Annotated in this window: 24 protein-coding genes; 10 read left to right on the top strand and 14 right to left on the bottom strand. The window is 39.4% G+C overall.

Annotated elements, in window-relative coordinates; all coding sequences use genetic code 11:
- Positions 1 to 68: 68 nt before the first annotated feature.
- Together KO525_RS03135 and KO525_RS03130 are read right to left on the bottom strand one after the other, a co-directional pair.
- On the bottom strand, positions 69 to 866 hold the full coding sequence (locus KO525_RS03135; RefSeq protein ID WP_371744369.1) for a peptidoglycan DD-metalloendopeptidase family protein: 798 nt from the start codon (positions 864 to 866) through the stop codon (positions 69 to 71).
- Between the two features lie 13 nt (positions 867 to 879).
- Entirely contained in the window at positions 880 to 1746 is an 867-nt protein-coding gene (locus KO525_RS03130; protein ID WP_215962333.1) for a 6-carboxytetrahydropterin synthase, read from the bottom strand.
- A gap of 129 nt (positions 1747 to 1875) precedes the next feature.
- Here KO525_RS03130 and KO525_RS03125 point away from each other — a divergent pair, with 129 nt between their 5' ends.
- Positions 1876 to 2178 carry a DUF2007 domain-containing protein gene (locus KO525_RS03125; protein ID WP_215962332.1) on the top strand — a complete coding sequence of 101 codons (303 nt, stop codon included), beginning with the start codon at positions 1876 to 1878 and terminating at the stop codon, positions 2176 to 2178.
- Positions 2179 to 2254: 76 nt separating this feature from the next.
- On the opposite strand, the gene KO525_RS03120 is transcribed toward KO525_RS03125, so the two are convergent.
- Positions 2255 to 2695 carry a VOC family protein gene (locus KO525_RS03120; RefSeq protein WP_215962331.1) on the bottom strand — a complete coding sequence of 147 codons (441 nt, stop codon included), beginning with the start codon at positions 2693 to 2695 and terminating at the stop codon, positions 2255 to 2257.
- A gap of 75 nt (positions 2696 to 2770) precedes the next feature.
- On the opposite strand from KO525_RS03120, the gene KO525_RS03115 reads away from it, so the two are divergent.
- Positions 2771 to 3724 carry a tRNA-dihydrouridine synthase gene (locus KO525_RS03115; RefSeq protein WP_215962330.1) on the top strand — a complete coding sequence of 318 codons (954 nt, stop codon included), beginning with the start codon at positions 2771 to 2773 and terminating at the stop codon, positions 3722 to 3724.
- A gap of 53 nt (positions 3725 to 3777) precedes the next feature.
- Here KO525_RS03115 and KO525_RS03110 read toward each other — a convergent pair whose 3' ends face one another.
- Positions 3778 to 4827 (bottom strand): MBL fold metallo-hydrolase, encoded by a 1050-nt coding sequence (locus tag KO525_RS03110; protein ID WP_215962329.1) that lies wholly within the window; start codon positions 4825 to 4827, stop codon positions 3778 to 3780.
- A 209-nt stretch (positions 4828 to 5036) separates the two neighbouring features.
- On the opposite strand from KO525_RS03110, the gene KO525_RS03105 reads away from it, so the two are divergent.
- Entirely contained in the window at positions 5037 to 6863 is a 1827-nt protein-coding gene (locus KO525_RS03105; RefSeq protein ID WP_215962328.1) for a M2 family metallopeptidase, read from the top strand.
- A gap of 155 nt (positions 6864 to 7018) precedes the next feature.
- Here the strand turns inward: KO525_RS03105 and KO525_RS03100 are convergent, their stop codons facing one another.
- From KO525_RS03100 to dapA, 7 genes are all read right to left on the bottom strand, one after another.
- A complete protein-coding gene (locus KO525_RS03100) occupies positions 7019 to 7855 on the bottom strand; it encodes an isopenicillin N synthase family oxygenase (RefSeq protein WP_215962327.1) in 837 nt (278 codons plus the stop codon).
- Between the two features lie 22 nt (positions 7856 to 7877).
- A complete protein-coding gene (locus KO525_RS03095) occupies positions 7878 to 8792 on the bottom strand; it encodes a DMT family transporter (RefSeq protein ID WP_215962326.1) in 915 nt (304 codons plus the stop codon).
- A 159-nt stretch (positions 8793 to 8951) separates the two neighbouring features.
- The gene (locus tag KO525_RS03090; RefSeq protein WP_215962325.1) at positions 8952 to 10169 is read right to left on the bottom strand and encodes a phosphoenolpyruvate carboxylase; all 1218 of its coding nucleotides are present in this window, start codon (positions 10167 to 10169) and stop codon (positions 8952 to 8954) included.
- Positions 10170 to 10178: 9 nt separating this feature from the next.
- Positions 10179 to 10814 carry a hypothetical protein gene (locus tag KO525_RS03085; RefSeq protein ID WP_215962324.1) on the bottom strand — a complete coding sequence of 212 codons (636 nt, stop codon included), beginning with the start codon at positions 10812 to 10814 and terminating at the stop codon, positions 10179 to 10181.
- Positions 10811 to 14482 (bottom strand): ATP-binding protein, encoded by a 3672-nt coding sequence (locus tag KO525_RS03080; RefSeq protein ID WP_252736608.1) that lies wholly within the window; start codon positions 14480 to 14482, stop codon positions 10811 to 10813. The genes KO525_RS03085 and KO525_RS03080 overlap by 4 nt, the downstream gene beginning before the upstream one ends.
- A 258-nt stretch (positions 14483 to 14740) precedes the next feature.
- The gene (gene bamC / locus KO525_RS03075) at positions 14741 to 15826 is read right to left on the bottom strand and encodes an outer membrane protein assembly factor BamC (protein ID WP_215962323.1); all 1086 of its coding nucleotides are present in this window, start codon (positions 15824 to 15826) and stop codon (positions 14741 to 14743) included.
- 16 nt (positions 15827 to 15842) lie between these two features.
- Entirely contained in the window at positions 15843 to 16727 is an 885-nt protein-coding gene (gene dapA / locus KO525_RS03070; RefSeq protein ID WP_215962322.1) for a 4-hydroxy-tetrahydrodipicolinate synthase, read from the bottom strand.
- 144 nt (positions 16728 to 16871) lie between these two features.
- Here dapA and KO525_RS03065 point away from each other — a divergent pair, with 144 nt between their 5' ends.
- Together KO525_RS03065 and bcp are read left to right on the top strand one after the other, a co-directional pair.
- Positions 16872 to 17429 (top strand): glycine cleavage system protein R, encoded by a 558-nt coding sequence (locus KO525_RS03065; protein WP_215962321.1) that lies wholly within the window; start codon positions 16872 to 16874, stop codon positions 17427 to 17429.
- Between the two features lie 9 nt (positions 17430 to 17438).
- Positions 17439 to 17915, top strand: a complete 477-nt coding sequence (gene bcp / locus KO525_RS03060; protein WP_215962320.1) for a thioredoxin-dependent thiol peroxidase — start codon at positions 17439 to 17441, stop codon at positions 17913 to 17915.
- Between the two features lie 81 nt (positions 17916 to 17996).
- Here bcp and KO525_RS03055 read toward each other — a convergent pair whose 3' ends face one another.
- Positions 17997 to 19073, bottom strand: coding sequence for an AI-2E family transporter (locus KO525_RS03055; RefSeq protein ID WP_215962319.1), 1077 nt, complete (start codon positions 19071 to 19073; stop codon positions 17997 to 17999).
- Positions 19074 to 19401: 328 nt separating this feature from the next.
- On the opposite strand from KO525_RS03055, the gene KO525_RS03050 reads away from it, so the two are divergent.
- From KO525_RS03050 to KO525_RS03030, 5 genes are read left to right on the top strand one after another with little or no spacing between them, the layout of a single operon-like run.
- Positions 19402 to 20076 carry a hypothetical protein gene (locus KO525_RS03050; protein ID WP_215962318.1) on the top strand — a complete coding sequence of 225 codons (675 nt, stop codon included), beginning with the start codon at positions 19402 to 19404 and terminating at the stop codon, positions 20074 to 20076.
- A gap of 28 nt (positions 20077 to 20104) precedes the next feature.
- Positions 20105 to 21571 (top strand): M48 family metalloprotease, encoded by a 1467-nt coding sequence (locus tag KO525_RS03045; protein WP_215962317.1) that lies wholly within the window; start codon positions 20105 to 20107, stop codon positions 21569 to 21571.
- Complete coding sequence (gene arsC / locus KO525_RS03040; RefSeq protein WP_215962316.1) at positions 21568 to 21915, top strand: arsenate reductase (glutaredoxin); 348 nt, start codon at positions 21568 to 21570, stop codon at positions 21913 to 21915. The genes KO525_RS03045 and arsC overlap by 4 nt, the downstream gene beginning before the upstream one ends.
- A gap of 2 nt (positions 21916 to 21917) precedes the next feature.
- Entirely contained in the window at positions 21918 to 22487 is a 570-nt protein-coding gene (locus KO525_RS03035; RefSeq protein ID WP_368393188.1) for a hypothetical protein, read from the top strand.
- 9 nt (positions 22488 to 22496) lie between these two features.
- On the top strand, positions 22497 to 22961 hold the full coding sequence (locus KO525_RS03030; RefSeq protein WP_215962315.1) for a DUF2069 domain-containing protein: 465 nt from the start codon (positions 22497 to 22499) through the stop codon (positions 22959 to 22961).
- An 84-nt stretch (positions 22962 to 23045) separates the two neighbouring features.
- Here the strand turns inward: KO525_RS03030 and KO525_RS03025 are convergent, their stop codons facing one another.
- Both KO525_RS03025 and KO525_RS03020 read right to left on the bottom strand, forming a co-directional pair.
- Complete coding sequence (locus KO525_RS03025) at positions 23046 to 23441, bottom strand: hypothetical protein (protein WP_215962314.1); 396 nt, start codon at positions 23439 to 23441, stop codon at positions 23046 to 23048.
- A gap of 162 nt (positions 23442 to 23603) precedes the next feature.
- Complete coding sequence (locus KO525_RS03020) at positions 23604 to 25826, bottom strand: NADP-dependent isocitrate dehydrogenase (RefSeq protein ID WP_215962313.1); 2223 nt, start codon at positions 25824 to 25826, stop codon at positions 23604 to 23606.
- Between the last annotated feature and the right edge of the window lie 92 nt (positions 25827 to 25918).

Genomic DNA, 25918 nt, shown 5'->3' with positions numbered 1-25918 from the left:
CCATAAAAAAACGTTACGGCATTAGATGCAGTAACGTTTTTTTGTGTATTCGATTGAGGCCGTTTACGCTATTTCAAAAGTAACTGTGGGTCGAGTCGCCGAGTAAACCAATTTAAACGCCAATCTAGGTGAGCACCGGTTACACGACCCGTAGCGCCAATTTCTGCAATTTTTTCACCCTGTTCAACAACAGTTCCAACCGCAACATCAATTTTGCTTAAATGAATATACGTTGATGTAATCCCCATGCCGTGATCTATTATTAACGTCCCACCTGAATAATATAAATCAGGTTCAGCTAAAACCACTGTTCCACTCCACGGCGCGACAACAGGACTCCCTGTAGGTGCAGCGATATCAAGTCCAAAATGTGGTCGTTTTGGCACCCCATTAAAAACTCGCTGAGAACCATACACACCACTTATTCGGCCTTTAGCCGGTTGAATGACATCTTCGATAAAATCCAGTCGGTATGTCATTTTAGCGCGAGCAGCTTTAACTAATCCGGCTTCCTGACTAATACGAGATAACACTTCTTTTGGAGGGCTTACATATTTACTCGCGACGCCATTCACCTTATCTATATCGTACTCTCTGGATTCGATGGACAAATTTTGATTAAACAAAGTGCCATCAGCAAATTCCAGCGACAAAATATCAACAGGTTCAGCGTCTCGACCAAACCCAAAAACCACTAAGCGTTTATCATTGTATAAAGGCAAATCAACAGAACCAAGTTTGGCCTTCACTAATTCTTTGTCAGTGATGGCATAAACTAAGCCGCCTTGGATCAGGTTGCCAGTGAGTTTTACCTGTGGTTCAACTGCATTAACATTTAAGTTAACCAGGCAGATAAGACTAAGTATCCATACAATTACACTACGCACTTGCAATCGCTCCTTTTGCGACACCTTCATAGGCGACGACACGATATTCATTGTTTGGGTTTTCAGATTTTAACTTTTCTGCTAAATATTGGGCTATAAGCTCAACAGTACTGTCAATTGGCATCACATAAATACGATTGCTTTCCAGTGCAATTTCAAATTTGCCCTGAGAAGATTCATATTTAAAGGCTCGTTGCGATGCCGTTGCCGTGATCAATTCAAGCTCATTTGCGTTAACTTCATCTTCGGATGTGGCAACATAAATGTCTTCCCAGCGTGAAGAATATAATTTCTCTAATCGTGGACTTTTCATGCCATTTTCAAAAATTTGTATTTTTGAACGGTGACCATGAGCGATACGTTGGCAGTTCCCGTCATGCTTCTTTAATCCATGGGTATAGTGATAATAAAATCCACTGATATCTTCAGGGCGCAGTGACAGTTCTACTTTTTTAACATTATCCGGCAATTGCGGTTTTATCACCGAGGCTAAATGCGTGATCACATCATCCATTGTTATATCACTGGAGTCGATAAAACAGTAAGCATCTTGGGGGCTAGAAATTGCTATACGTTGGCCAACGTCGTCGATAAATTCAACACGAATGTAATCAGTGTTTTCTACGTGTTCAATTTTTGACCCAGAAAATTCTGAAGGTATAACCAATTTATGGTCAACAGTATCGTCAATAATGCGCTTTACTTGTTTTTTTACCTTGCCAAAATCAAGCACCATATTTTGCTCGTCTAGTTCGCCATGTAGCGTAAGGTCTACTATCCAACTTTCACCCACCATGCCTCTTTTGGTACATAAGTAAGAAAAATCAATTACAGTTAGATCGTTTACAAACAGTTGCATTATTGTCTCTCGTCTTTCAAGTTGACGGTATTATACGGATTTCAGGCATTTCTCGCATTATTTGTTTTAAACCTTGGCAGATTTTTTTGTTTATTCCATAGTGTAGGTGCCATTTAAGGAAATTAATGAATGAAAAAAATATTCACTGCCAGCAATAATATTGAACTCGAGCCATATAAAGCGATGCTTTCAGAGGCTAATATAAAGTTTTTAGTTAAAAACGAATTTGCTATGGCTACCGTCGGGGAAATCCCAGTAAATGAAAGTTGGCCACAAATTTGGGCCATCGAAAATCAATTTGCTGATAATGCGCGACAATTATGTGTCGAACTAGAAAAAATGATTTTAGCCGATAAAGATGATTGGCTATGCCAGGAGTGTGGAGAAAACAATGGCGGCAATTTTGAATTTTGTTGGCAATGCGGTGACTAACATACGCCCAATCTAACGTCGATAAATTGTAAATTGGGATAAAGGGCACCGCTTCTTTTTGTTTGCTCAGTAAAGATTACCAGCTACCTGTATTTGCCATAGAAAGCCAAGGTTCCTTTGGAGGTAAAGACCCATCTTTTTGGATAAGTTCAATTGATATGCCATCGGGAGAACGAACAAATGCCATGTGTCCGCAACGTGGTGGACGGTTAATCGTGACGCCTAAATCCATTAAATGTTGACATAAAGCGTATATGTCATCGACACGAAATGCCAAATGCCCAAAGTTACGTCCACCAGTATACGCTTCTGGATCCCAATTATAGGTAAGCTCTATAGTTGGCTTTTTGGTGGCCATTGCCTCTTCGAGTTGATCCGGGGCGGCTAAAAATACAAGCGTGAAACGGCCTTTTTCATTGTCAGTTCTTGATACTTCTTTTAACCCCAGTCCGTCACAATAAAATTGCATTGATTGCTCTAAATTTTGGACTCTCACCATCGTATGTACGTATTCCATTCATTGAACCCTATTTTCAATTGTTAATTACTGCGTATAATGCGCGCCACTTTATCGAATGGCAAGTAAGGCGTTATGCGGATCATACTCGCACCAATGGAAGGTGTTATCGATCATATTATGCGGGACCTACTCACACAATTGGGTGGCATTGATTTGTGCATGACTGAATTTGTTCGCATCGTTGACCAAAAGTTGCCAGACCGCGTGTTTTACCGCCTCAGTCCAGAACTCTACGAGCAGGGTAAAACGCCAAGCGGCACGTCTGTACGTATCCAGTTATTAGGCCAGGATCCCGATTGGTTAGCTGAAAATGCCGCAGTAGCGACACGATTAGGAAGTCCGGGCATCGACCTTAATTTTGGTTGCCCTGCTAAACTTGTCAATAAAAATAAAGGCGGCGCTATTTTACTTCGAGAACCTGAAACACTTTACAAAATAATGAAGTCTGTACGCGAAGCCGTACCAGCCCATTTGCCTACTACTGCCAAAATGAGACTTGGATTTGAAGACAAAACGTTAGCCATCGAAAATGCTCAAGCATTAGCGGAAGGCGGGGCTACAGAAATTGCTGTACATGCCAGAACTAAAACAGAGGGCTATAAACCACCAGCCTATTGGCCTTGGATTGCAAAGATTAAACAATCTGTCGAATGCAATGTCATCGCTAATGGCGAGATTTGGGATCCAGTAAATGCGAAACAATGTTTAAAAGAGTCAACCTGTAACGACTTAATGTTAGGACGTGGTGCCCTTGCAACACCAAATTTGGCCAGTTGGATAAAAGGTACTCAAGAGAAAATGCCGTGGTCAGAATTAATGACCTTTCTCATTAGATACTCCAATTACCAGGTTGAAGGCGACAAAGGCTTATATTATTCAAATCGAATTAAACAATGGTTGGTTTATATTCGTCTACAATATCCTCAAGCGCAGAGCTTGTTTCAGTCGGTTCGAACCATTCGGAAAACTCCGGATATGATTAATGCGCTTAAAGCCGCGCAACTAGTCAGCCAAACGGCGAAATAACAACGGCTACACTCAATAACAACGCTTACAACCGGCCCTGATAAAACAACGCGCTAATGGGAAATAGGCAAGCCAGCAAACTCCCAATTAAGTAAGCCACCTTTTACATTTGCAACTTTCTCGAAACCATTTTGCTTTAACATATTTACCGCAAGCGCAGAACGCTTTCCAGACCGGCATAACGCCACTACAGGGGTGGATTTATCCAGTGTTTGATATTTATCCTTTAGCTCCGCCAATGGTATAACAATCGCCCCTTCAACCCTTTGCATAGTTACTTCGTCTAACTCTCTCACATCCACTAACTGTATGTTCTCCATCGAGCAAACAACCCATTGCGGCGACACTTCATAAATTCCCGCATACGTTAATGTCAAAGGCGCCCAAGTGGGCAAATTTAGATCCGTATCTGTTTTTCCACTTTTTAAATTGGCAGGTAGAGCAATATCAATATATTTAGGATGGGGCAGCGTCATATTTTGCATATAACCCACAAAGTCTGATTCACTCGCCAAACCACCGATCCGGGGGTTGTGATTTTTTTCTTCCAGAACAGAAGTCGATGTTCGACCGGAGTAATCATGTGCAGGGTATAACGTATAATCATCTGGCAAGGTAAAAATTTGTTTTTTGATCGATGCAAAGAGTCGGCTTGCACTGCCCTGTTGGAAATCACATCGACCACAACCACGAATTAACAAGGTATCGCCAGTAAAAGCTAATTTAGCACTATGGCACACATAAGTTAAGCAACCATCAGTATGCCCAGGTGTTGCCCTTACCTCCAATGTAATGTCTCCAACGGTAATGACATCACCTTGCGTAAAATGAAGATCGGTATTTTCGGCTTGAATCACCGCTGCCGAGCCAATTTGACAACCAAAACGTTGCTTTAACAGCCAACTCGCTGTGACATGGTCAGCATGACAATGGGTATCTATTGAATATTGCAGTGTTAACCCTAATTCTTCTATTAAGGCACTATCTCGATTAGTTTGTTCAAATACTGGATCAATAATAATGGCTTTTTTACTACTTAAGTCGCCTAACAAATATGTATAAGTACTTGATTGAACATCAAACAACTGTCTAAAAATCATCATATTACTCCGTTGTCATTTAGAAATAACACCTAAAATTGGCGAATCTACTCAATATTATGTCGCTATAATATACCGTAGCGTTACATAGTCCATAATGAACTAAATTATATCTTAATTGAAGTTTGTTGAATGATTGGATAACCTCAGCAACAAGTCTGAGTTAAAAACGTAATTCAGGTATAGATTAATCTCCAAAGGACACTTCCAGTATGTTTAAGTTAAAACCTTCATCGTTATTAATTTGTGGTGCTATGGCACTTTCATTAAGTGCCTGCACAGGTGCTAAAAACGATACATCAAATTCAACAGAACAAACTGTTACCGCCTCTGATGCTAAGTTGTATGTCGCAAATGCGGAAAAACGAATTAAAGAAAACAGCGAATACGTGGGTAAGGCATTATGGATTTCACAAACCTTCATTACAGAAGACAGCCAATACATTGCTTCAAAAGCAAATGAAGAATACAAATTGATGCAAATTGATTTGGCGAATGGCGCCGCAAAATTTAAAGATTTAGACTTAGATATCGATACCAAGCGCAAACTTGATTTATTGAGACTCGGTTTAACGCTCCCTGCGCCAGCCTCTAAACCTGAATTAGCCTCAGAACTTGCCGGTATCGAAAGTGAGCTTGGTGCCATGTATGGTTCGGGTCAAACACCTGACGGAGAGAAATTCAACTTGGTCGAGCTTAGTCAAATGTTAGCGACCTCTGATGATCCGCAACAAATGTTAGAAGCCTGGATTAACTGGCGCAAAGTATCTCCACAGATGAAACCTAAATATGAACGCCTCGTTGAAATCGCAAACTTAGGGGCAAAAGATTTGGGATTTGACGATGTTGGTTCTATGTGGCGCAGCAACTATGATATGTCACCAGAAGAGTTTGAGCAGGAAATGGACCGTGTTTGGTTGCAAGTAAAACCATTATACGATTCGCTGCATTGTCATGTTAGGGCAAAATTAAACGAAAAATACGGTGATGACGTCGTCCCGGCGCAGGGACCAATTCCAGCGCATATGATGGGCAATATGTGGGCGCAAACTTGGGGTAACTTATACGACGCTATAGGTCCTAAGAGCAACGCCAGCGTTGACGTGACTAAACAATTAAAAGAACATAATTACGACGCGATTAAAATGGTCGAACAAGCTGAAGGTTTTTTCACTTCTTTAGGGTTTGAGCCACTACCAGAATCATTCTGGGAAAAATCCATGTTCAACCAACCAACTGACCATGATGCCGTTTGTCATGCGAGTGCTTGGGACATAACCCCTACAGATTACCGCATAAAGATGTGTATCCAAACTACGGGTGAAGAATTTAATGTTATTCATCATGAATTGGGTCATAACTTTTATCAACGTGCCTACAACTTAAAACAACCGGTTTTATATCGAAACAGCGCTAATGACGGATTCCATGAAGCAATTGGTGATACCGTTGCTTTATCAATTACGCCAAAATATCTAAAAGAAATTGATTTAATCGACGAAGAGCCTGACGCATCTGGTGATTTACCATTTTTGATCCGTATGGCCATGGACAAAGTCGCTTTCTTACCATTTGGGTTAATGGTCGACAAATGGCGCTGGCAAGTATTTTCAGGTGAGTTATCTCCTGAGCAATACAATGATGGTTGGTGGAAACTGCGCGAACAATACCAAGGTATTGTCGCACCAGTAGCGCGCGCGGCGACCGATTTTGATCCGGGTTCTAAATACCATATTCCGGCCAATACGCCTTATTCACGCTATTTCTTAGCGCATATTTTACAATTCCAATTCCATCGTGAATTGTGTGAAATCGCAGGTGAAACAGGACCACTTCACCGTTGTTCAATTTACGGCAGCAAAGAAGCAGGTGCTAAGTTAAACGCAATGTTAGAAATGGGAACGAGTAAAACCTGGCAAGAAGCGCTAGAAGCCATGACTGGTAGCGGAAAAATGGATGCCACTGCGGTTCTTGATTACTTCAAACCGGTTCAAGAATGGTTAGATAAGCAAAACATGCACCGCCAATGTGGTTGGTAATGACAAACTAAAAATGACAAACTAAAAGTCAATCGTTAGAACCCAAAAACGCCCCATATGTTATCCATATACGGGGCGTTTTTATTAGTCTCTTCTGTAGCTAATGTGTCGCGACGTTAGTGTTTACTGAGCATTAACGCTTAATAAAAAAACGATTACTTGACGCCAAGTTCGCGTAAGCGCTCTTGTAAATATTCTCTAGCGGTATAACGCTCTGACAAGACAACATCTGGTCTCGGGTGCAAAAATAACGGTAATGAAATCCGAGAACGAGAACGGTCTTCGCCCTCTGGATTAATCACTCGGTGGATTGTACTTGGAAAATAGCCACCAGAAGCCTCTTGTAACATATCTCCGATATTAACAATAATACAGCCAAAATCACCTGGAACGTCAAACCAACTGCCATCTTTGAGTTGTACTTGCAATCCACCTGCATTGGCCGCCGGCAAGATAGTTAATAAATTAATGTCACCGTGAGCCGCCGCACGAATCGCTCCAACCTCTTCATCACCGGTAATTGGTGGATAATGCAATACACGCAACAAGGTCTGTTCACTTTTTTCAATCATTGACGACAAAGGCGCTGAATATTTGGCAGCAACATCAGTCGGAGAATGTTCCTGCACCCAATTTAATAGGGTTTCTGCAACGTCATTTGCTTGACTAAAGTAATCTTGAGCTTGTTGCTTTAACCCTTCAGGAGCTTGGCCCCATGGATAAAAATGAAAGTATTCTTTAATGTCTTTAACTTTAAAGCCTTTTGCCGTTTCAGAAACAGACGTTGGGAAAAAGCCATCTTGGGTCTCAACATTAAACTGAAACTTTATTTTTTCGTCAGAATTAAAAAAGCCAGCCCAATTATCGTATAACGATTGCAATAACTCTTTTTGGATTGGATGGTTTTTAAGAACCCCAAATCCGGTCTCGTGCAGAGATTTTACAAACGTTTCTGCGGCATCTTCCGCGTGGAAATCAACAATGGGTAACATGAGCGTTCCTATTTTTTAATTATTATAAGTTTTTAGAAATGGGTAACGGTGCAAACGATTTATTTCTTCTAAACCATTTATCACCAAATTGAAATAATCCGAGTCCAACAATAACAAACAGGCCCCCGATGACGAGCCCCATTGAGAAACGTTCATCGTTGAGCCAAACACCTAATCCGGTGCTCACAACTGGCGTTACCATAACGATTAAGGCGACTGAACTCGCAAGTAAATTTTTCAATACATAAAAGTAGGCTAAAAAACCAATCAATGAGGCAAATATACCTAGATAGATGACAGCCGCAATCGCCTTAGGTTGCCATTGCTCATAATTGATCTGACCGTCCATCACATACCAAAATAAGACAAACATCGGCATACTCAAAATTAACGACCCCATCGTGGTTGATAATGGATGTAAATCAATATCAACACTTTTAACCAGTACCCCACTTAAACTGAACATGATGACGCCGACACTAATGCAAGCAAAGCCAATAAGACTGCTCTCGCCCACAGATAAGTTATCCATGCAAACTAAGGTGAGGCCGCCTAATGCAATCGTCAGTGCGATCATTTTAATTGGGGTAAACCGGGCCTCATTTAAAATTTGCTGAGCAAATAGGCCCGACAAAATAGGTGCGATACCAAATGAGAGTGACATTAAGCCACTTGAAATGTGCCTTGCTGCGAGGTAACAAAACAACATACCAATAGCAAGACTTAGGCTAGAATACAGATAAACTCTGATGGCTTTTGGTCGCCAATCGAGTTTAATACCGAGTAATTTCATTAATGGTAAGCCTAATACCACTGCAATTGCCATACGCATAAACAGAGACAAGGTTGGTGGAATGCTTTCACTGCTCCAAACGATACCAAGGGGTGTCGTTGACCAAATGATGATCACCAAAACAAAAGCGGCTGAAACCGGCATAGGACTTAATTTTCCAAAAATATTAGAGTAGAAGCTTTAATTATATCACAACACACTAAATGTCCATTATTTACGCAACAATAAATAACTTAAATAATGGACTGCAGAGTGAACATTAATTTACATATTCAATAAGTGTTTTAACCGCCAAAAACCCTGTTAGCGTAACCCAATCTCAATATCGGTGATTAAAAAATTACCAATGAAAATATCATCTGGTCGGCCAATGGGGTCTATTTCAAGATATTGCCGGTCTTGATCAGGCAGCCCATGATACGCACCGATGACTTGGTAAATCCAAGCTTCGGGATCAAATTCCAAATCATTTTTTTGATAATACTCCAGCGCCGTCATATTTTGACCCGACTCGATAACATCACAAAAATAACCTTCCACGGCCATCTTAAGTTTGTCATCTGATAACGTAACTTCTGTTTCCTGCTCTATTCGCACTGCATCAGATTGTGTTTTTTCTTGGCTAAACCAATGGCGATTAATCGTCCTAATATGGCCAACAAGGCTTACCAATTCAAATTCGTGCTCGACATTATTAACATCAACTGCTGCTTGCTTGATAACCGGATTAGCCACATTAAACAACGCGGGAATATCACTTAGCGAACCGTAATTACTCGGTTGGAAGTCCGGTTGTTGCTCCATATGCAGCATAAAACCTTTTAACAATCGTGTTCGCCCTTGGAATTCTCTAAAGCGCCCAAGTAATTCGATTAACTTACTTTGCACTAAACTCAACTCCTGAGTGCTCGTTACAAAGCTCGACTGTAAAGTTATGACTAATAAGTGACGTAACTCACGCTGACTGCCCGCAAGCTGGCTCAATTCGTCAAAACGAAACATACTTAATTGGTTTAGCATGTCAGTTACTTGACCTTGCGCTAGCTCATTTTCGCGAATTTTTGCGTCAACAGAACCAACATAACCAAACTCATTTGAAATTCGTGACCATAATAAGCGCACGTTTGTGGATAAGGTTTCCGTCAACGTATAAACATGCTCAGTAAGATCAGCCAAATACGCTTTTGCGTCGTGATACCTTTGATTCGCAATTGACTCTTTGTAATGCTCTGCTTGAGTCGTAAGTGTTGCTAATAAATTACCAATATTTGCGTCTATTTGTCTGTTATGTTCATCCTGTAGACTCTCTTCTAACAAAGTACGCAGTGATGGTCTCAGTCTTAATTGTACTTCTGCATCTGGACGCCATAACACTTTTAAATCAATTAAGTTTTGAATAACCTTAGGTGAATATTCAGCTTCATTTACATTGCCTGTAAAATACGCCTGCATGATCAACTCTGAATGGTTGCTTAACGCATTCAATAACGTAGTGCCGGTTTTTAATAAATTAATATTCATCTGACACCACTAAATTAACTTAGTCTGTGAAATTGCATCTTCTGCACGTTCAGATAAAGACAAATTCTCGGTCTCGTCAATAAATTTTAATACGTCAAACAAGTAATCGATTTTACCTGTTGCTGTATAGATTTGTTTATCTTGATTTGGGCGAATGAGATAACCCACTTCTACCAAACGTTTAAAGATCAGCTTAAGTTGAGCGTCAAGTTCGGCAGCTTTTGAACCAAATAGCGCATAACGAGAAATTTTACCTAACTGCTCTGCATAAGCTGGGGTATCTTCAACAACTGACTGCAGTTCATTTAAACGAATAACCGTACCTTGAGTTAGTGGACGGTCTGTTCCCATTGCCTCTTGGACCATTAACAACCATTCAACAACCGGCATTAAATGACTGCTAATTTCTTGAAATTGAGACGATAAAAACTTGCGTTCATTTTCCTGCAACAGGATATATGACGCAAAAAAGACTTCGCCGTCAGCAGCGGTCGACAAGTTACGATTCAAAATCTGTAACTGTGATTCAATCGATAATCTATTGGCACTTGATTGTAAAAAACGAAACGCATCTTCATCCTTCGTCTGACAAATAAATTCGCCACTGAGCAACAGTTCTAACACTCGACCTTGTTCAGTAATCATGCGTTTTCCTCCTGCTGTTTACGAGCTTTAAGTTTTTCACTAATGGTATTAATTTGCGGCAGGACAACTTGCAGTTGTTTTTTCTGCTTATCAATGAGGTATCTATTTTTAAATAGGGTCAATACCTCTGATTCTGGGTTTGGAAACGCACCAACCACGTAAATATTGTTATTTTTACAGGCATCAAATATCTTTTTAATATTTGACTGGTGCAAGGTACCAAGTTCATCTATTGGCCAATGTATGATGGTTTGGTTTTTCCCCCTTAGCAATCGTGTAAACGCCAGTAAGAACTTACAAAGTATAAGATAAGCCATGCCATGACTTGATGATTCGTTTAACTGACGGTCTGTACGGATGATTAGGTCACTATTACCTTCGCGAATATGCAGTTCGATGTCGAGCAATTTACTGATGCCACCAGTGAGTGCGGAGCGTCCTAGAATTTCAATAACCCGTCGCATGCTAAAAGCATAGTCATCCCCTGGTAATTCGTGGGCACCTTGTTCAATCCATTCACGGTAATATTCGTTAAATTGTTGAAGCTCGGGCCAAAACTCCAATTCTGAAATTTTAGATCGAATTTTAACCGCTGAGTCGGACACGCCATCTAAAAACAGCTCTTCATCGACTTCTTTGCTAATTCGTTTACTTTGGTTACTGATCTGGCCTTCAACGTCTTTTAATATTTTGTAGTACTGAGATAAGGCTAAACCAAAAATACGCCCCTGTTCTCGTATCGCACTGACTTTTTGTGGAATTAGGACATTAATTAACTGATCTAAATGTTTAACCAGTCTGACGTGATCTAAACTACGAACACCTTGCTCATTGACAAACGAACATTCAGCACGGCTACGCTCCCAGGTATCGTAAAAACCGGTACCTGACTGCGCCGCAATTTTTTGGTCAAAATGTTCAACAAAAGCTTTAATGTCGGCTGATAGATCTTCGCGTTTAACCAATAACGTTTGCCCTTCGCTTATCCGTTGACCTATCGATCCCGTTTCTTGCACTATGGTGGCAACCGGTAAATTGAGTTTCGCCAATAATTTACTGAGTTGTTGTACGTCATACTCCTGGCGCTTGCCATCAGTTACACTTTGTTCAAAATGCAATTGTTTAGAGCGGCCAACATCCCCTTTAGTTTTAAACTCTTGTAGCTGTTTATCTAATTGACGTTTTGTATCGCTAAATAAGGTTTTCGCTACGGTCAATTGTTGTTGCCAATTAACCTTGTGCCCCATGTAGTAAGTGTTATACCAATGTTTGTAATCAGTAACCAATTGACTGTTTTTTTCAGTCGCTGAAATGTCTTTTGACAATTTAGAAATATCGCGTTTTAACTGCCCTATTTCGTCAACGTCAACACCACGGTTTGCCAATTCATCTTTTAACCAAGCGTCTAAGCTTTTAATTTCAGCAGCAACAGACAATTTACACTTTGAAATATGACCGTCAATTTGCATTAACTTATGTTCGATATCGGCGATAAGCAATTGCCAATGGGATGTCAGCTCCATTTTTGCTTCACGCTGTTGGTCATTTAATTCTTCTACAACTTCGTCTTGCTGTGCTTTAATTTGTTGAAGGTTGTTTTTGAACTGCGCTAACTTGTCAATATTTGACTGTTTACGAACCTGTAGCGCCTGCTGAAATTCAGCAATCACATCTTCTTTGTCTTGTTGAGAACGTTTACGTGAATGTTCGGCATTGCTTAATTCGGTCTGAATTTTTGCAAGCGTTAACTCAGCATTACGCACTTGCTTTGACGCTTCGGTCAGTTTGTCTTCATTATCGCCTTGGACCTCAATCAATTCGCCCAATTGGTTTTGCAGTGCTTCTAATTTGGCTTTTAGTTCAATTTCTGTTCCTGCATAGGCCGGTTGTGCCACCGACTCTAATTGCAATAACACGCCAAATAAAGCTGATTGCTCGTCGGTTAATGCTGGGTGCAAATCCGTACGCTGTAACATATCAGGGTGGATGAGCTTACCAATTGTTTGTTCCCATCCGTCTTTTTCCCGGCGTAAAAACTCCAATAAGGTATTTTGGCCCGGATACAACAGGGTTTCGACCTCGGAAATTTCTCGTTGTTTACTGCTGACTTGTTTGCGACTGAGTTCCAGTTTTGTATTTACTTGCTCTCGATTTTGTTTCGCTGCAAACAACTGTCCTTCTGCCTGCTTGGCCTTATCCCGAACTGCGTCTTCGATACTTGATGCTTCTTTGATCGTATGTTCTAAAATGTCAATTTGACTTTGTTCGTTTGCGGTAAAGCCAACATTGTTGATGAGTGTAGTCAATTCTGTAATTTGATTGTTCACATTATGGATGCGGACTTGAAAATCGGCATTCACATCAGCAATTTGCTGCTTAAATTTCTGTTCGTTTTGCGACAATTGCACCTGTTGCTCTGATTTTTTGGCAGACAAGTCTTCGCGTGCTTCTTCTTTTTGTTCATTATAACCGGTGAGTTCAAGACCATGTTGCTCATTTATTTCGCTTTTTCGACGATGATAAGTTGCTTCAATATCTTGGTGTTTTTCGGTTAATAACGTGTAACGAGCTTCGTGAGTGACTAATTGACTTTTCCATCGAGGAAGGTGGTCTAAGTTTTCTTTTAACGTTTCAATATCTTGGTCTTGCCAACGTTCAAAGTCGGATTCAATATTATCTAAATCAGTTTCTAACTTGCCAATGTCCCCTTTAGCTTCAGAGATAACAGATTGCAATTGTTCACGTTGCTCGTTCCAGTCACGTTCTAATACTTTGAGGTCCGCAATCGCCTGTTCAAGGGAGCTTTCATCTTCAACTAGTTTTTGGCCAATTTTGCTTAAATCGTTGTTGAGTTGCTGTTTTAATTGAGACAACCTTTGTTGCACTTCAGTAAACTCAATATTGGCTTTTTCAAGTTTATTAAACTCTGGACGAATGTCTTCAAACCCTTTAACCAACTTAACTTCGCGGATCCACTCTTCGACTTTGTTATGACTTATTTTATTTTCTGCGGCCTGAACACCATCTTCTTCTAAAATAGCGGCAACCATCGCTTTGATGGTTTCCATTTTGCCTTCTTTTGAATGTACAGCTTTAGCCAATTTTTCAATATGTCTAAGATTGTCACTGCCTTGGCACAAACTAAAGAGCCTAGCAAATCCTGGTAAATCTCGATTACTGCTCAACACGGCTCGGTCGTTTTGAATAATGGCTTTAAATTCTTTGGTATTAAGAATTCGAGAACAAATAACGCCGTCACGCTTCAAGTTTCTACTTAATTCTTTAGCGGTCAAGATATGACGTTCATCAGTTAAGCTTGGTGCCGCATAATCTTCGATATCAAACGCTTTTGATACCAATCGATAATCCACACCGGAACCCGAAGAAGACAACACCATTTGGCATGTTTCATCTTCACTACGGATGTATTCATAAATTATAAAACTTTGTTCAGTAGGCAGATACCAACGCTCAAAACTATCACGAGTGGCGGGCACAACTCGACTGGGGTACTCCCCATAAAATACTGGGATCAGGCGTTGTAAGGTGGTTTTTCCCGACGCATTTGTACCACAGATATTGGTGTGGCCATTTAGCTTAAGTTCAACAATTCCCGACATATGGGTATTGATAAGAATAATTCGGTTTAATGAGGGCAAAGTATTCATTGTCATCATGACTCGTTATTTTAGTTATTCGGTACAGTACCGTTTCATACAATTAATTGGGGCAGCAATGAAAAATTCAAACAGAGCAAATAGCCCATTTAAACTTATATTATCATCGACAAAATGCGCCTGTTAACTCATGCGTAGTTTAAAATTGGCAAATGATAGTAGTGCGACAACGGTCACAAGATCAACTGTTAATTTAAAACAAAAACGCCGCTAAAAAGCGGCGTTTGGCTTAGTTATATGGTCGCTATTTTATAACTCAAGTTCTTCATCGGTGATGACCATCATGAACAACTCATAAGCTTGTTTAACTTGTTCTTCACTAAACGGAAGGCCGTCAATTGAACTAAACTTAATATAAACACCGTTAATGCTCGTCGTCAGTTCAACTACATATTCGCCACTTGGAATATCAAGTTTATTAGCAACTTTAGAATTAAAGATAGAATCCCACGTTGATTGTTTACCTTTGTTATATTTCAATTTATAACTGTGCAACAATTTGTCTTCTTCTTCGATACTGAAACCAAGTTGTTCCAATATTTCTTCTGTCTGACTATAGACGTAGGCTATTTCTTGTTGTGAACTTAATACAGGTTGATTAGACGAGTTTTTAGCGACCGCGAGCGTAACATCAAGTTCAGATTTCTCTTTCTTAAGATAAACACGATATTGGTAATCAAGTTCCAACATAAAATCATTTAAGACATGAACCGCTGCGGCTTCTTTTCTAATAGATGCTTTTGGAATGGTGTCCGAAGGCTCTGATACTAATTCATACGAAACGGCATCAATATAAACCTGTCCACTTCGTCCATGTTTTTGCATCTCGACGTTCAATTGTAAATCAAACTTTTCGATGACTTTCTTTGATTTCCAAAACCAAAATCCCGTTTCTTCATAGGTTAGATATTCAATTTGATATTGGGTTTCAGAAATTGGCGTAATGGTAAGATTTAAATGGGTTTGAAATGCTTCAATACCGCTTTCGATAAATTGAGGGAAGTCATCAACCAAATCTGGTTTTTCAATCATAATTTTAGCTTTATGATTGTCGTCTTCATTTACCCAGCTTTTTTCTAAGATAACTAAAACTGTAGTTGGTGAAGTAACCGTTCCAGAATCAGGCACAGTTACAATATTTTTAGGAATGACAAATTCAGTACTTTTATGAGGGCTTTTTAATCCGTCTGGTACTTTTATACCGTTGTTACGATTAACAATTTTACTTTCTTGTTCAGGCGTAAGCGGCGCTTCGTTAAACCAACCTTTGATGGTTGTACAACCGACATTGGCAACCATTGCTACAGCAACAATCGCTAATTTAAATAACTTCACGTATTTCTCCACTTTATTATTGTGCGTGTTCTAAAGCTTGTTTGATTACAATGTGATTAATAGGTTCCATTGGAAGCAAAGGTAATCTAACCATATCCGAAGAAATTAATCCTTTTTCTTTTAATGCCCACTTAGCTGGAACCGGATTTGGTTCAATAAATAGGTCACGGTGTAACAAACGAAGTTTTTCATCGAGTAACTCCGCAGTTGAATGTTCGCCTGCTAACGACATTTTTACCATTTCAGCCATTAAATGTGGTTCAACATTAGCCGTTACAGAAATAACACCATTGCCGCCCTCATTAATGTAATGATGCGTTGTTAAATCGTCGCCACTAAACAAGATAAAAGACGGATTAGCTTGTTTCATTTCTTTAACCCGCGCGATATCCGCCGTCGCATCTTTAATCCCAATTATATTTGATACAGCCATAAGCTCAATCACTGCAGATGTATCTAAATCAACACCTGTGCGGCCTGGAACATTATAAAGGATGATCGGTTTTTTAGTTACCGCAGCGACCGCTTTAAAGTGTGCAACCATCCCTTTTTGAGTTGGTTTATTATAATAAGGCGTCACAGTCAAATAACCATCGATGGCTAAATCGTCAAGTTGCTGGGTTTTTTCAACGGTAGCAGAAGTGCTATTGGAGCCATTACCCACGATGATCGGAAGACGACCATTATTTTGTGCTATAACCGTTGTTAATACATCATATTGTTCTTTTTCAGATAACGTCGCAGTCTCTGCTGTGGTACCTAAAATAACCAAGCCATCAGTGCCTGATTCAATATGCCAGTCTACTAATTTTTTTAAACCATCAAAATCGACCTTAGTGTCGTTAAACATTGGTGTAATTAGGGCGACATAACTGCCGGAAAAATTAATACTACTAGACATTGACTATAGACTCTCCTGCTTATCTGGGCGGGCTATGTTACTTATCGTATCGACACAAAACAAGTGACTTTATGCTTCAAGATGCGTTTTTATTCGAATATGTTAAACTTCAACCCGAAATTTTAATTCATGTAGTTACACGGTATGTCATTAGCGTCAAAACAAATCGCAACACAACATTTAGTATTAACGGCAATAGGCAAGAATAAAACGGGGTTGGTTAGCGAACTCACCGGTTTAATTTCACAATGTAATTGTAATGTCCTAGATAGCAAGATGGCGATCTTTGGAAGTGAGTTTACAATGATAATGTTATTAGCGGGTGAAAACAGTGCCTTGCTTGAACTGGAAGTTAAACTGCCACAACTCGCTGTACAGTTAAATTTATTAACTATGATGAAACGCACGGCCAAACATGAAGAACTTGCAAGGCCACAATACTTAGTACAAATAGAAGGTCCTGACCAAACAGGAACGATAAAGAAACTCACATCGTATTTAGCGAAAAATCAAATTGATATTGCGAGTTTAAAATCAAATACCTTATTTAAAGATGGTCTGGAGTGGCAATCTGCGGACATCAATATTGATTTACCAGAATCGGTGTCGCCTGAAGACCTCAAATCTGGGCTCGAAACTGAATGTGCCCTTCTGAATATGAATTGCATAATAAGCCCGATTACCATAAACCAAAAGCAATAAGAGTTGATTATGAATACATTACAAGCCGGTGATAATGCACCGATGTTTACCCTTGAAGATCAAAATGGTGAAATATTTGATTTGGCTAAGGCGCTCAAAGAGCACCAAGTTTTAGTTTACTTTTATCCGAAAGCAATGACACCAGGTTGTACCGTTCAAGCTCAAAACCTACGAGATGCAAAACAACAACTTGCAGACTTAAATACCATTGCCGTTGGGATAAGCCCAGATGCAGTTAAACGTCTAACTAAGTTTACTGAACGTGACGAACTAAACTTTCCTTTATTGTCAGACGAAGATCACAAAGTTGCTGACGAGTTTGGTGTTTGGGGGCTCAAGAAATTTATGGGTCGTGAATATGACGGCATCCACAGACTAACATTTTTGATTGGTCAAGATGGCACGATTAAACACTTCTTTAATAAGTTTAAAACTAAAGATCATCATGAAGTGGTAATCGAGAAAATTAAAGAATTACAAAGTTAATTCTACGGTAATAAAAAAGGAAGCCTAGCTTCCTTTTTTTATATGCTACGCATGGGTTTGTTTTTAACAGCAAATGATAGGTTACTGCTCCGCGCACTCTGTAGTCTCAGGCAATTTTTTAACACTCCATGCATTAATTAGGGCCTTGACCAAAGATGCCAATGGTATTGCGAAAAACACGCCCCAAAACCCCCATAATCCGCCAAAGAACAGCACGGCTATAATGATATAAACGGGATTCAAATCTACAGCTTCTGAAAATAATAATGGTACTAATAGATTCCCATCTAATGTTTGAATAATACCGTAGGCAATCATGACGTAATAAAAGTCAGGTGTTAAACCAAACTGAAATAGCGCAACGCCGACAACTGGTATGGTTACTACAGCTGCACCAATATATGGTATGAGTACCGAGAGTCCCACCAACAAACCGAGAACCGCTGCGTACCTTAATTCCATAATCGCAAAAGCAATAAAAGTACTTCCACCGACAATAAACAATTCAATCATCTTACCTCGGATGTAATTGATTATTTGTTGATTCATTTCACTGGTGACTTGGGTAATGAGTGTCCGTTCCGCTGGGATCAAGCTATCTATGCCTGCAATTAGCGATGTTTTGTCTTTAAGCATAAAAAACACCATTAATGGCACCAGAATTAAATAAATTAGTATCGCGACTATGTCATTTAAACTCGACATCGCTGTGGTCAGTGACGATTCGAGAAAACTAATAAACTTTCCGTCAACATTGGCCATGACATTATTTACTAAGTCTTTATCAAGGTTTGGGTATTGCGCTGGAAGTGAATGAATATAGCCTTTTACTTCAGACATCATCTCCGGCAATTCTTTTATTAACCCGATGCTTTGTTTCCAAATAACTGGGATTGCCATAAAAAACATCGTAGCCATAAATCCGACAAATCCGGCAATGACAATTGTCGTACTGATATTACGATTAACCCCTAACATACTGACTTTTTTAACCGGCCACTCAAGTAAAAACGCAAAAACGGCGGCGACAAGTACCGGTGTTAACAATTTGCCAAACCATGCAAATAGAAATCCGATTAAGGCGACGGCTATTGCTAATGTAACGGCATTTGGATCGGAAAAATTCTTTCTATACCACTGCTTGAAAACTTGAAACACGATATTTCCTTTTCTATTTAACATTGTTTATAAATTCACTTTAACTAAGGTGCTGTTATCTTCCGAATGCAAGACAAATGTAATGTTTTGTTTTTCAAGGTAACGAATAAAATTATACAGAGTAGTCTTGTCATCTAACAAATATTCTTTTGTTTTATCGCGTAATAAACTTTGTTTTGCTTTAACAAAACCCAAGGGGCAATTTAAACCTCGGCCGTCAAATCTTGAACACATCAAAAATCCATAAAAAATAATTTCAATTCAGACTTCAATAATTTATCACAATCATTGATACTTGAGTGAATAATCCATAAAAAAACGGAATGCAATGGGCCTTTATCCACATAAATACGGTTTAGCAGATGATTGCACTATCAAAGAAGTTAATGCGTTTAAAAAACAAAGTAATTGGGGAGAAATGCCCGCTTTTTTTAGCCTAGTCTCAAATTCCATCGCTGAAGTTGAAGGATATATGTCATACGGCTTCGATAATGCCTATAAAACAATAATTGACCGTAAAAACTGGAATTACGATAAACTCGGTCGATTACCTAACGTGAACCCACATTCGTTAGAATTGCATGCGCCATTAACTAAACCTAAATTATGTATATTGCATGTATTTTCTGAAATTGGTTATGAACTTTTAGCGTTTCCATACGTCAATGGTAAGGTCGTTGACGAATATATTAGTGGTGATCCAAATATGGACTTTCACGTATGGAATCCTACAACTATGAAATATTTAGTTCGGATAAATCAATTGCACAAATTCATCGCCTTTACGATTAAAAATGGTGACGATGCGGATATGGCGTTAATAATTCATGCGCATATTGTCGTTACTCGTATAATTGAAAAGTTACATCGCGATTTTGAAATTGTTGGCGAAAAAGGCACAGACATTAAAGCCGCATTTGCCAGCCAAAACATCAACCCTAACTTGCCTCCTGAAGAAGCAATTATTGCAGCACAAATGGAAAATGAATCATCATCAAAATAACCAGCAAACCAAAGAGCGCAATTAATTTATGAGTTCTCTAAAATCCTGTTTTTACAGTATTATTTTCACCTTCGGTTTGGTTTTTACCGCCCAGTCATTTGCCACAAGCAATGAACTTCCGGATCTTGGACAATCAGCGCTTACCGTACTTAGTATTGAAAAAGAAATACGTTTGGGAGAACTCATCTACAATGAGTTACGGGGCCAGTCTGGAGTCATTAGCGATCCACTAATTAGTGAGTATATAAATTCACTTGGGAATCGACTTGTTGCACACTCACAGGACGTCAAATTTCCCTTTACTTTTTTTACAATTAACAGTTCAGATATAAATGCATTTGCATTTTATGGTGGCCATATAGGCGTACATTCGGGGCTTATTACTGCAGCCGATTCTGAAAGTGAGCTAGCCTCCGTTTTGGCGCACGAAATTGCTCACGTGACACAACGTCATTTAGCTCGTCGGCAACAAGCCGCTGCGGCTCAATCACCTCTAACATTAGCTGGTATACTCGGCTCGTTACTAATGGCAATGGTCAGCCCAGAAGCCATGATTGCTTCTATGATGGCGACCACAGCAGGTAGTCAACAATCCATGATTAATTACACGCGAGGTAATGAACAAGAAGCGGATAACATTGGAATGAATGTACTAGCCACTGCCGGTTACGACCCCTATGCTGCAAGTGATTTTTTTGCAAAACTTCAGGATAAAGTTCGCTTCAAAACCGCACTGCCTGCGTTTTTAGTGACCCATCCACTACCCGACTCTCGCGTTACCGATGCTCGCCTTCGAGCCCATCAATATGAGAAGAAGTTTTATCCCGATTCACTTGAATTTTTAATGGTAAAACATAGATTATTGGCACGTTTTAGTGGCAACAATCCCGATCTTATTGCCATACTCGAAGATAAAGTTAAAAAATCCCAAGGAAACCGCTTATTTGCAGCGAGTTATGGCTTGGCGTTAGCTTATTTAGACAACAAACAATACGCCGAAGCAGAAAAGTTACTAAATAAATTAGAGCAACAAGCTCCAGGAAACCTATATTTATTGGATAGTTTCTCAGACTTACATAATGCCAAGGGGACCTCTGAAGAATATATACCGGCACTGGCTGAGGCTTTTAAATTTCGCCCTAACAATTCGGTAGTCACACTAAATTATGCAAGTGTCCTTATCGAAAGTAAAAAGTATGATGAGGCTATTCAATTACTCGAATATTATTTGTTAGCCAAGCCAAATGACTTTCTTGCAACACAAATATTAAGAACGGCATACAAAAAAATTAATAATATGGCAAAATACCACGCCACAAGCGCAGAATATTTTGCATTAATGTCAAATTATACGGCAGCGATACAAGCTACTGACCGAGCACTCACTTTTTTACCTGAGGTGAACCGCTCTGAAATTAGTCGGTTAGAGGCATTAAAACGAAGTTATCGTGAGCGCTCTAAATACATAATGGAAATTAAAGGAAAAAAACGATGAGTTTGGTCATTTATCATAACCCTCGATGTTCAAAGAGCCGACAAACACTTGAACTTGTTCAACAAAAGTCAAACGACATCGAAGTCATCGAATACTTAAAAACACCACCTAGTGCCGAAGAGTTAACGGCAATCATTGCTATGTTGGGTATTTCAGCTCGAACGCTAATCCGCACAAAAGAAACTGAATATAAGACGTCAGGGCTTGAAGACAAATCACTCACTGACCAACAAGTTATTGAACTTATGGTAAACAATCCAAAAGTCATCGAACGACCTATCGTTGTTGCCAACGGCAAAGCAGCAATAGGCAGACCTCCTGAAAACGTTTTGGATATTTTATAATAGTGACAACCCCCTACCTGCTCGTCTTATATTATTCCAGACACGGTTCTGTATTGAATATGGCAAAAGCAATTGCCAAGGGTTCTGAATCTATGGGATTAGAAGCTCGAATACGTACTGTAAATGACAGTAATGAACAGCCATCTGTTTTTCCCGATGTGACATTAGATGACTTAAAACATTGCTCTGCGTTAGCCTTGGGCAGTCCCTGTCGATTTGGTCAGATGGCTGTGCCATTACAAGCATTTCTTCAGCAAACGTCAACACAATGGCTCTCTGGTGATTTAATCGATAAACCAGCAAGCGTGTTTACGAGTAGCTCTAGTATGCACGGCGGTAACGAGTCAACTCTATTATCAATGTCTTTACCTTTATTGCATCATGGTATGTTATTGCTCGGAGTTCCGTATTCTGAACCCGCATTACATAACACTGACGCAGGGGGCAGTCCATATGGTCCAAGTCATGTTTCAGGGCTAAAATCTGATACCACATTAACAGCAGACGAAAAGGCCATTTGTTTTACATTAGGAAAACGATTAGCCACCACAGCATTAAAACTCAACTCATAAGAATCTGATATGCAAAAATTTGACAATAGTGAACACGCGTTCAAAACAGCGCCAATGGCGAGTTTTGTGCGAAAACTAAAATTAATGGGAGTTACGGGATACCTAGGCTTAGTCGCCTACTACCCTATGTTATTTTTTGTGCTCGACCCGAACGCCAACAATTTGGCCTATATCACCCTCGTTTTATTTTGGTTACCTATGTTAACGGCTATTCCAGGTTTACTTAAAGGCAACCCATATACCTATGCCTGGAGCAACTTTGTCATCATGTGGTGTTATATCCATGGCTTGACGGCAATATGGACATTTGAAGGGCCAAAGATTTTTATAGCGATTGAATTATTGCTTTTGACTCTCGGATTTATAGGTAATACATATTTTGCACGTTACCGAGGTAGAGAACTGGGAATGGCATTGCCTAAAATCAAAGAGCTTAAAGAAGCTGAAAAACAGGCTTTTGAAAAGAAAATATAATGATTTGATATTTAAACATTTAAATATCAATAAAAAAATGCGCTATACCTTGAGGTTTAGCGCATTTTTTATAAAACAGTATTCTTAGTTTAATGCAGATAAAAGATTTGAATCTAATCCATTTTCAACGATACCAATAACCGCTTTACAATGTTCAACTGAAAACTCACCTTCCGCAATTTGTGCATTAAGCTTTGCACGACTGCGCTCAATTGTATTTGAAATAGCGTCTTTGTCGCTTTTATCAATCTTCAAGCTACTAATTTTTTTATCCAGTTTTTCATAATGAGGATATAATTTGCTTTCTGATTGGTACGCAGCTGCGCGAACTGACGGGTGGTAATCTTCACAACCATTTAAGTTAACTAAAAAGAAGTTTAAGTAACTTGAAACTGAAATCAATTTCAAACTTTGACTATCAGCAGCTTGTGCGCCAAACGCTAAACTCGCAGCCAAAAGACAAGCAGTCAATTTTTTCATAATTATTCTCTACGCTATTATTATTATATCTATGCACAGACTTTAATCACAAACGTATTGTAATTCAATGAACATTCGATATATTTTCGTAAATAATTGAAAAAAAAAGCCGGAACCTAAGTTCCAGCTTTTCTAAATCGAATATTTTGTTAATTCAAAGAACTAAGCAATTAAATCCATTGCAGAATTAAACGTCGCACTTGGACGCATTGCCGCAAAGCCTTTTTCATCAGACGGTTTATAATAACCACCGATGTCCATGCTTGAACCTTGTACTTTATTCAACTCATCAACAATTTTAGCTTCATTATCAGTCAAGAATTTTGCCACTGCACTAAACTTACTTTGCAACTCTGCATCAGCTGTTTGTGCTGCAAGTTCTTGAGCCCAGTATGTCGCTAGATAAAAATGTGAACCACGGTTATCAAGCTCATTCACTTTACGTGAAGGCGACTTGTTATTATCTAAAAACGTCGCAGTTGCTTTATCTAATGTATCCGCTAAAACTTGCGCTTTAGGATTATCATTAGTATTTGCTAAATGCTCATACGATGCAGCCAGTGCTAAAAACTCACCAAGAGAATCCCAACGTAAGTGGTTTTCTTTTTCGAACTGTTGAACGTGTTTTGGTGCAGAACCACCAGCGCCTGTTTCAAACAAACCACCGCCATTCATTAGTGGAACAATTGAAAGCATTTTAGCAGACGTACCTAATTCTAAGATTGGGAATAAATCGGTTAGGTAGTCACGCAAAACGTTACCAGTTACAGAAATAGTATCTTCACCTTTCTTCACACGGTCTAATGTAAAACGAGTCGCGTCTTCTGGAGATAAAATACGTAAATCTAAGCCGTCAGTATCGTGATCTTTTAAGTACAAATTAACTTTATTAATGATTTGCGCGTCATGTGCACGAGCTTCGTTTAACCAAAATACGGCTGGCATTCCAGATAAACGAGAGCGGTTAACCGCTAATTTTACCCAGTCTTGGATAGGTGCGTCTTTAACTTGACACATGCGGTAAATATCACCCGCTTCAACATTGTGTTCAAATACAAGATTACCGTCTTGGTCAGTTACTTTAACTGTACCCGTTGAACCAACTTCAAACGTTTTATCGTGAGAACCGTATTCTTCAGCTTTTTGAGCCATAAGACCAACGTTAGGAACAGTACCCATAGTTGATGGATCAAAAGCACCATTTTCAATACAGAATGAAATCGTTTCTTGGTAAACACCCGCATAACAACGGTCAGGAATTACCGCTTTCATGTCTTGTAATTTACCTTCTGCATTCCACATTTGACCTGAAGAACGAATTGCAGCAGGCATAGAAGCGTCAATGATAACGTCTGAAGGTACGTGTAAGTTAGTGATACCTTTATCTGAATCAACCATTGCGATTGCTGGGTTATTTTCATAAACCGCAGCAATGTCCGCTTTGATTTGAGCTTGAGTTGCCTCGTCCAATGACGCAAGTTTTGCTTCAACATCACCAAAACCGTTATTTACGTCAACGCCTAATTTTGCAAATGTTTCACCGTGTTTCGCAAAAACGTCTTTATAAAATGCTTTAACGATATGACCAAAAATAATTGGATCAGACACTTTCATCATTGTCGCTTTTAGATGAGCGGAGAACAAAACACCAGACGCTTTAGCATCTGCAATTTCTGCAGTTAAAAATTCTTGCAGTTTTTTAACACTTAAAAACGTGCCGTCGACAATCTCTTTCGCTAATACAGGAATAGACTCTTTTAAAACAGTGACGGAACCGTCTGTTGCGACAAGCTCGACTTTCAATGAACCGTCATTAGCAATTGTTGCTGATTTTTCATTTTCGAAAAAATCGCCATCTTTCATATGTGCAACATGTGATTTTGAATCTTTCGACCAAGCCCCCATCGAGTGTGGGTTTTTCTTAGCATATTGCTTAACAGCACCTGGTGCTCTGCGGTCCGAGTTACCTTCACGTAAAACCGGATTTACCGCTGAACCTAATACTTTAGAATAGCGAGCACGGACATCTTGCTCTTGCTCTGTTTTTGGCTCTTCTGGAAATTCAGGTAATTTATAACCTTGCGCTTGAAGTTCTTTAATTACCGCTTTCAACTGAGGAATAGATGCTGAAATATTTGGCAATTTGATAATGTTTGCTTCAGGCGTTTTTGCAACTTGACCTAAATAGGCAAGTTCGTCTTCAATTCGTTGGTCTTCTGGCAAATATTCTGCAAAATTAGCGATGATACGGCCCGCAAGTGAAATGTCGCGAGTTTCTACGTCTATACCAGCAGTCGCACTAAATGCTTCTACAACTGGTAAGAAAGAGTAAGTCGCCAAAGCCGGCGCTTCATCTGTTTTTGTATAGATGATTTTAGATGTCATTGATTTTCCCTACATTTTTTGCAGTCGAGTGTCGGTCGCAAAATTTCGGACGACTAATCCGTTTTGTTGTGTTTAAACTACAAAACAACTGA

This window comes from Psychrosphaera sp. B3R10 (assembly GCF_018861025.1).
Taxonomy (GTDB): domain Bacteria; phylum Pseudomonadota; class Gammaproteobacteria; order Enterobacterales; family Alteromonadaceae; genus Psychrosphaera; species Psychrosphaera algicola.
Note: the sequence above shows the minus strand (reverse complement) of the source record. Positions and strands in the feature narration are given on the sequence as shown.

What these genes read in the sequence shown, in the direction of transcription:
- KO525_RS03085 (WP_215962324.1), bottom strand. Translation starts at nt 10,814, where the DNA reads ATGATTACTGAACAAGGTCGAGTGTTAGAACTGTTGCTCAGTGGCGAA.
- arsC (WP_215962316.1), top strand. Translation starts at nt 21,568, where the DNA reads ATGAGTTTGGTCATTTATCATAACCCTCGATGTTCAAAGAGCCGACAA.
- KO525_RS03110 (WP_215962329.1), bottom strand. Translation starts at nt 4,827, where the DNA reads ATGATGATTTTTAGACAGTTGTTTGATGTTCAATCAAGTACTTATACA.
- bcp (WP_215962320.1), top strand. Translation starts at nt 17,439, where the DNA reads ATGAATACATTACAAGCCGGTGATAATGCACCGATGTTTACCCTTGAA.
- KO525_RS03115 (WP_215962330.1), top strand. Translation starts at nt 2,771, where the DNA reads ATGCGGATCATACTCGCACCAATGGAAGGTGTTATCGATCATATTATG.
- KO525_RS03130 (WP_215962333.1), bottom strand. Translation starts at nt 1,746, where the DNA reads ATGCAACTGTTTGTAAACGATCTAACTGTAATTGATTTTTCTTACTTA.
- dapA (WP_215962322.1), bottom strand. Translation starts at nt 16,727, where the DNA reads ATGTCTAGTAGTATTAATTTTTCCGGCAGTTATGTCGCCCTAATTACA.
- KO525_RS03020 (WP_215962313.1), bottom strand. Translation starts at nt 25,826, where the DNA reads ATGACATCTAAAATCATCTATACAAAAACAGATGAAGCGCCGGCTTTG.
- KO525_RS03080 (WP_252736608.1), bottom strand. Translation starts at nt 14,482, where the DNA reads ATGAATACTTTGCCCTCATTAAACCGAATTATTCTTATCAATACCCAT.
- KO525_RS03095 (WP_215962326.1), bottom strand. Translation starts at nt 8,792, where the DNA reads ATGCCGGTTTCAGCCGCTTTTGTTTTGGTGATCATCATTTGGTCAACG.
- KO525_RS03065 (WP_215962321.1), top strand. Translation starts at nt 16,872, where the DNA reads ATGTCATTAGCGTCAAAACAAATCGCAACACAACATTTAGTATTAACG.
- KO525_RS03025 (WP_215962314.1), bottom strand. Translation starts at nt 23,441, where the DNA reads ATGAAAAAATTGACTGCTTGTCTTTTGGCTGCGAGTTTAGCGTTTGGC.
- KO525_RS03050 (WP_215962318.1), top strand. Translation starts at nt 19,402, where the DNA reads ATGGGCCTTTATCCACATAAATACGGTTTAGCAGATGATTGCACTATC.
- KO525_RS03105 (WP_215962328.1), top strand. Translation starts at nt 5,037, where the DNA reads ATGTTTAAGTTAAAACCTTCATCGTTATTAATTTGTGGTGCTATGGCA.
- KO525_RS03045 (WP_215962317.1), top strand. Translation starts at nt 20,105, where the DNA reads ATGAGTTCTCTAAAATCCTGTTTTTACAGTATTATTTTCACCTTCGGT.
- KO525_RS03090 (WP_215962325.1), bottom strand. Translation starts at nt 10,169, where the DNA reads ATGAATATTAATTTATTAAAAACCGGCACTACGTTATTGAATGCGTTA.
- KO525_RS03030 (WP_215962315.1), top strand. Translation starts at nt 22,497, where the DNA reads ATGCAAAAATTTGACAATAGTGAACACGCGTTCAAAACAGCGCCAATG.
- KO525_RS03120 (WP_215962331.1), bottom strand. Translation starts at nt 2,695, where the DNA reads ATGGAATACGTACATACGATGGTGAGAGTCCAAAATTTAGAGCAATCA.
- KO525_RS03125 (WP_215962332.1), top strand. Translation starts at nt 1,876, where the DNA reads ATGAAAAAAATATTCACTGCCAGCAATAATATTGAACTCGAGCCATAT.
- KO525_RS03100 (WP_215962327.1), bottom strand. Translation starts at nt 7,855, where the DNA reads ATGTTACCCATTGTTGATTTCCACGCGGAAGATGCCGCAGAAACGTTT.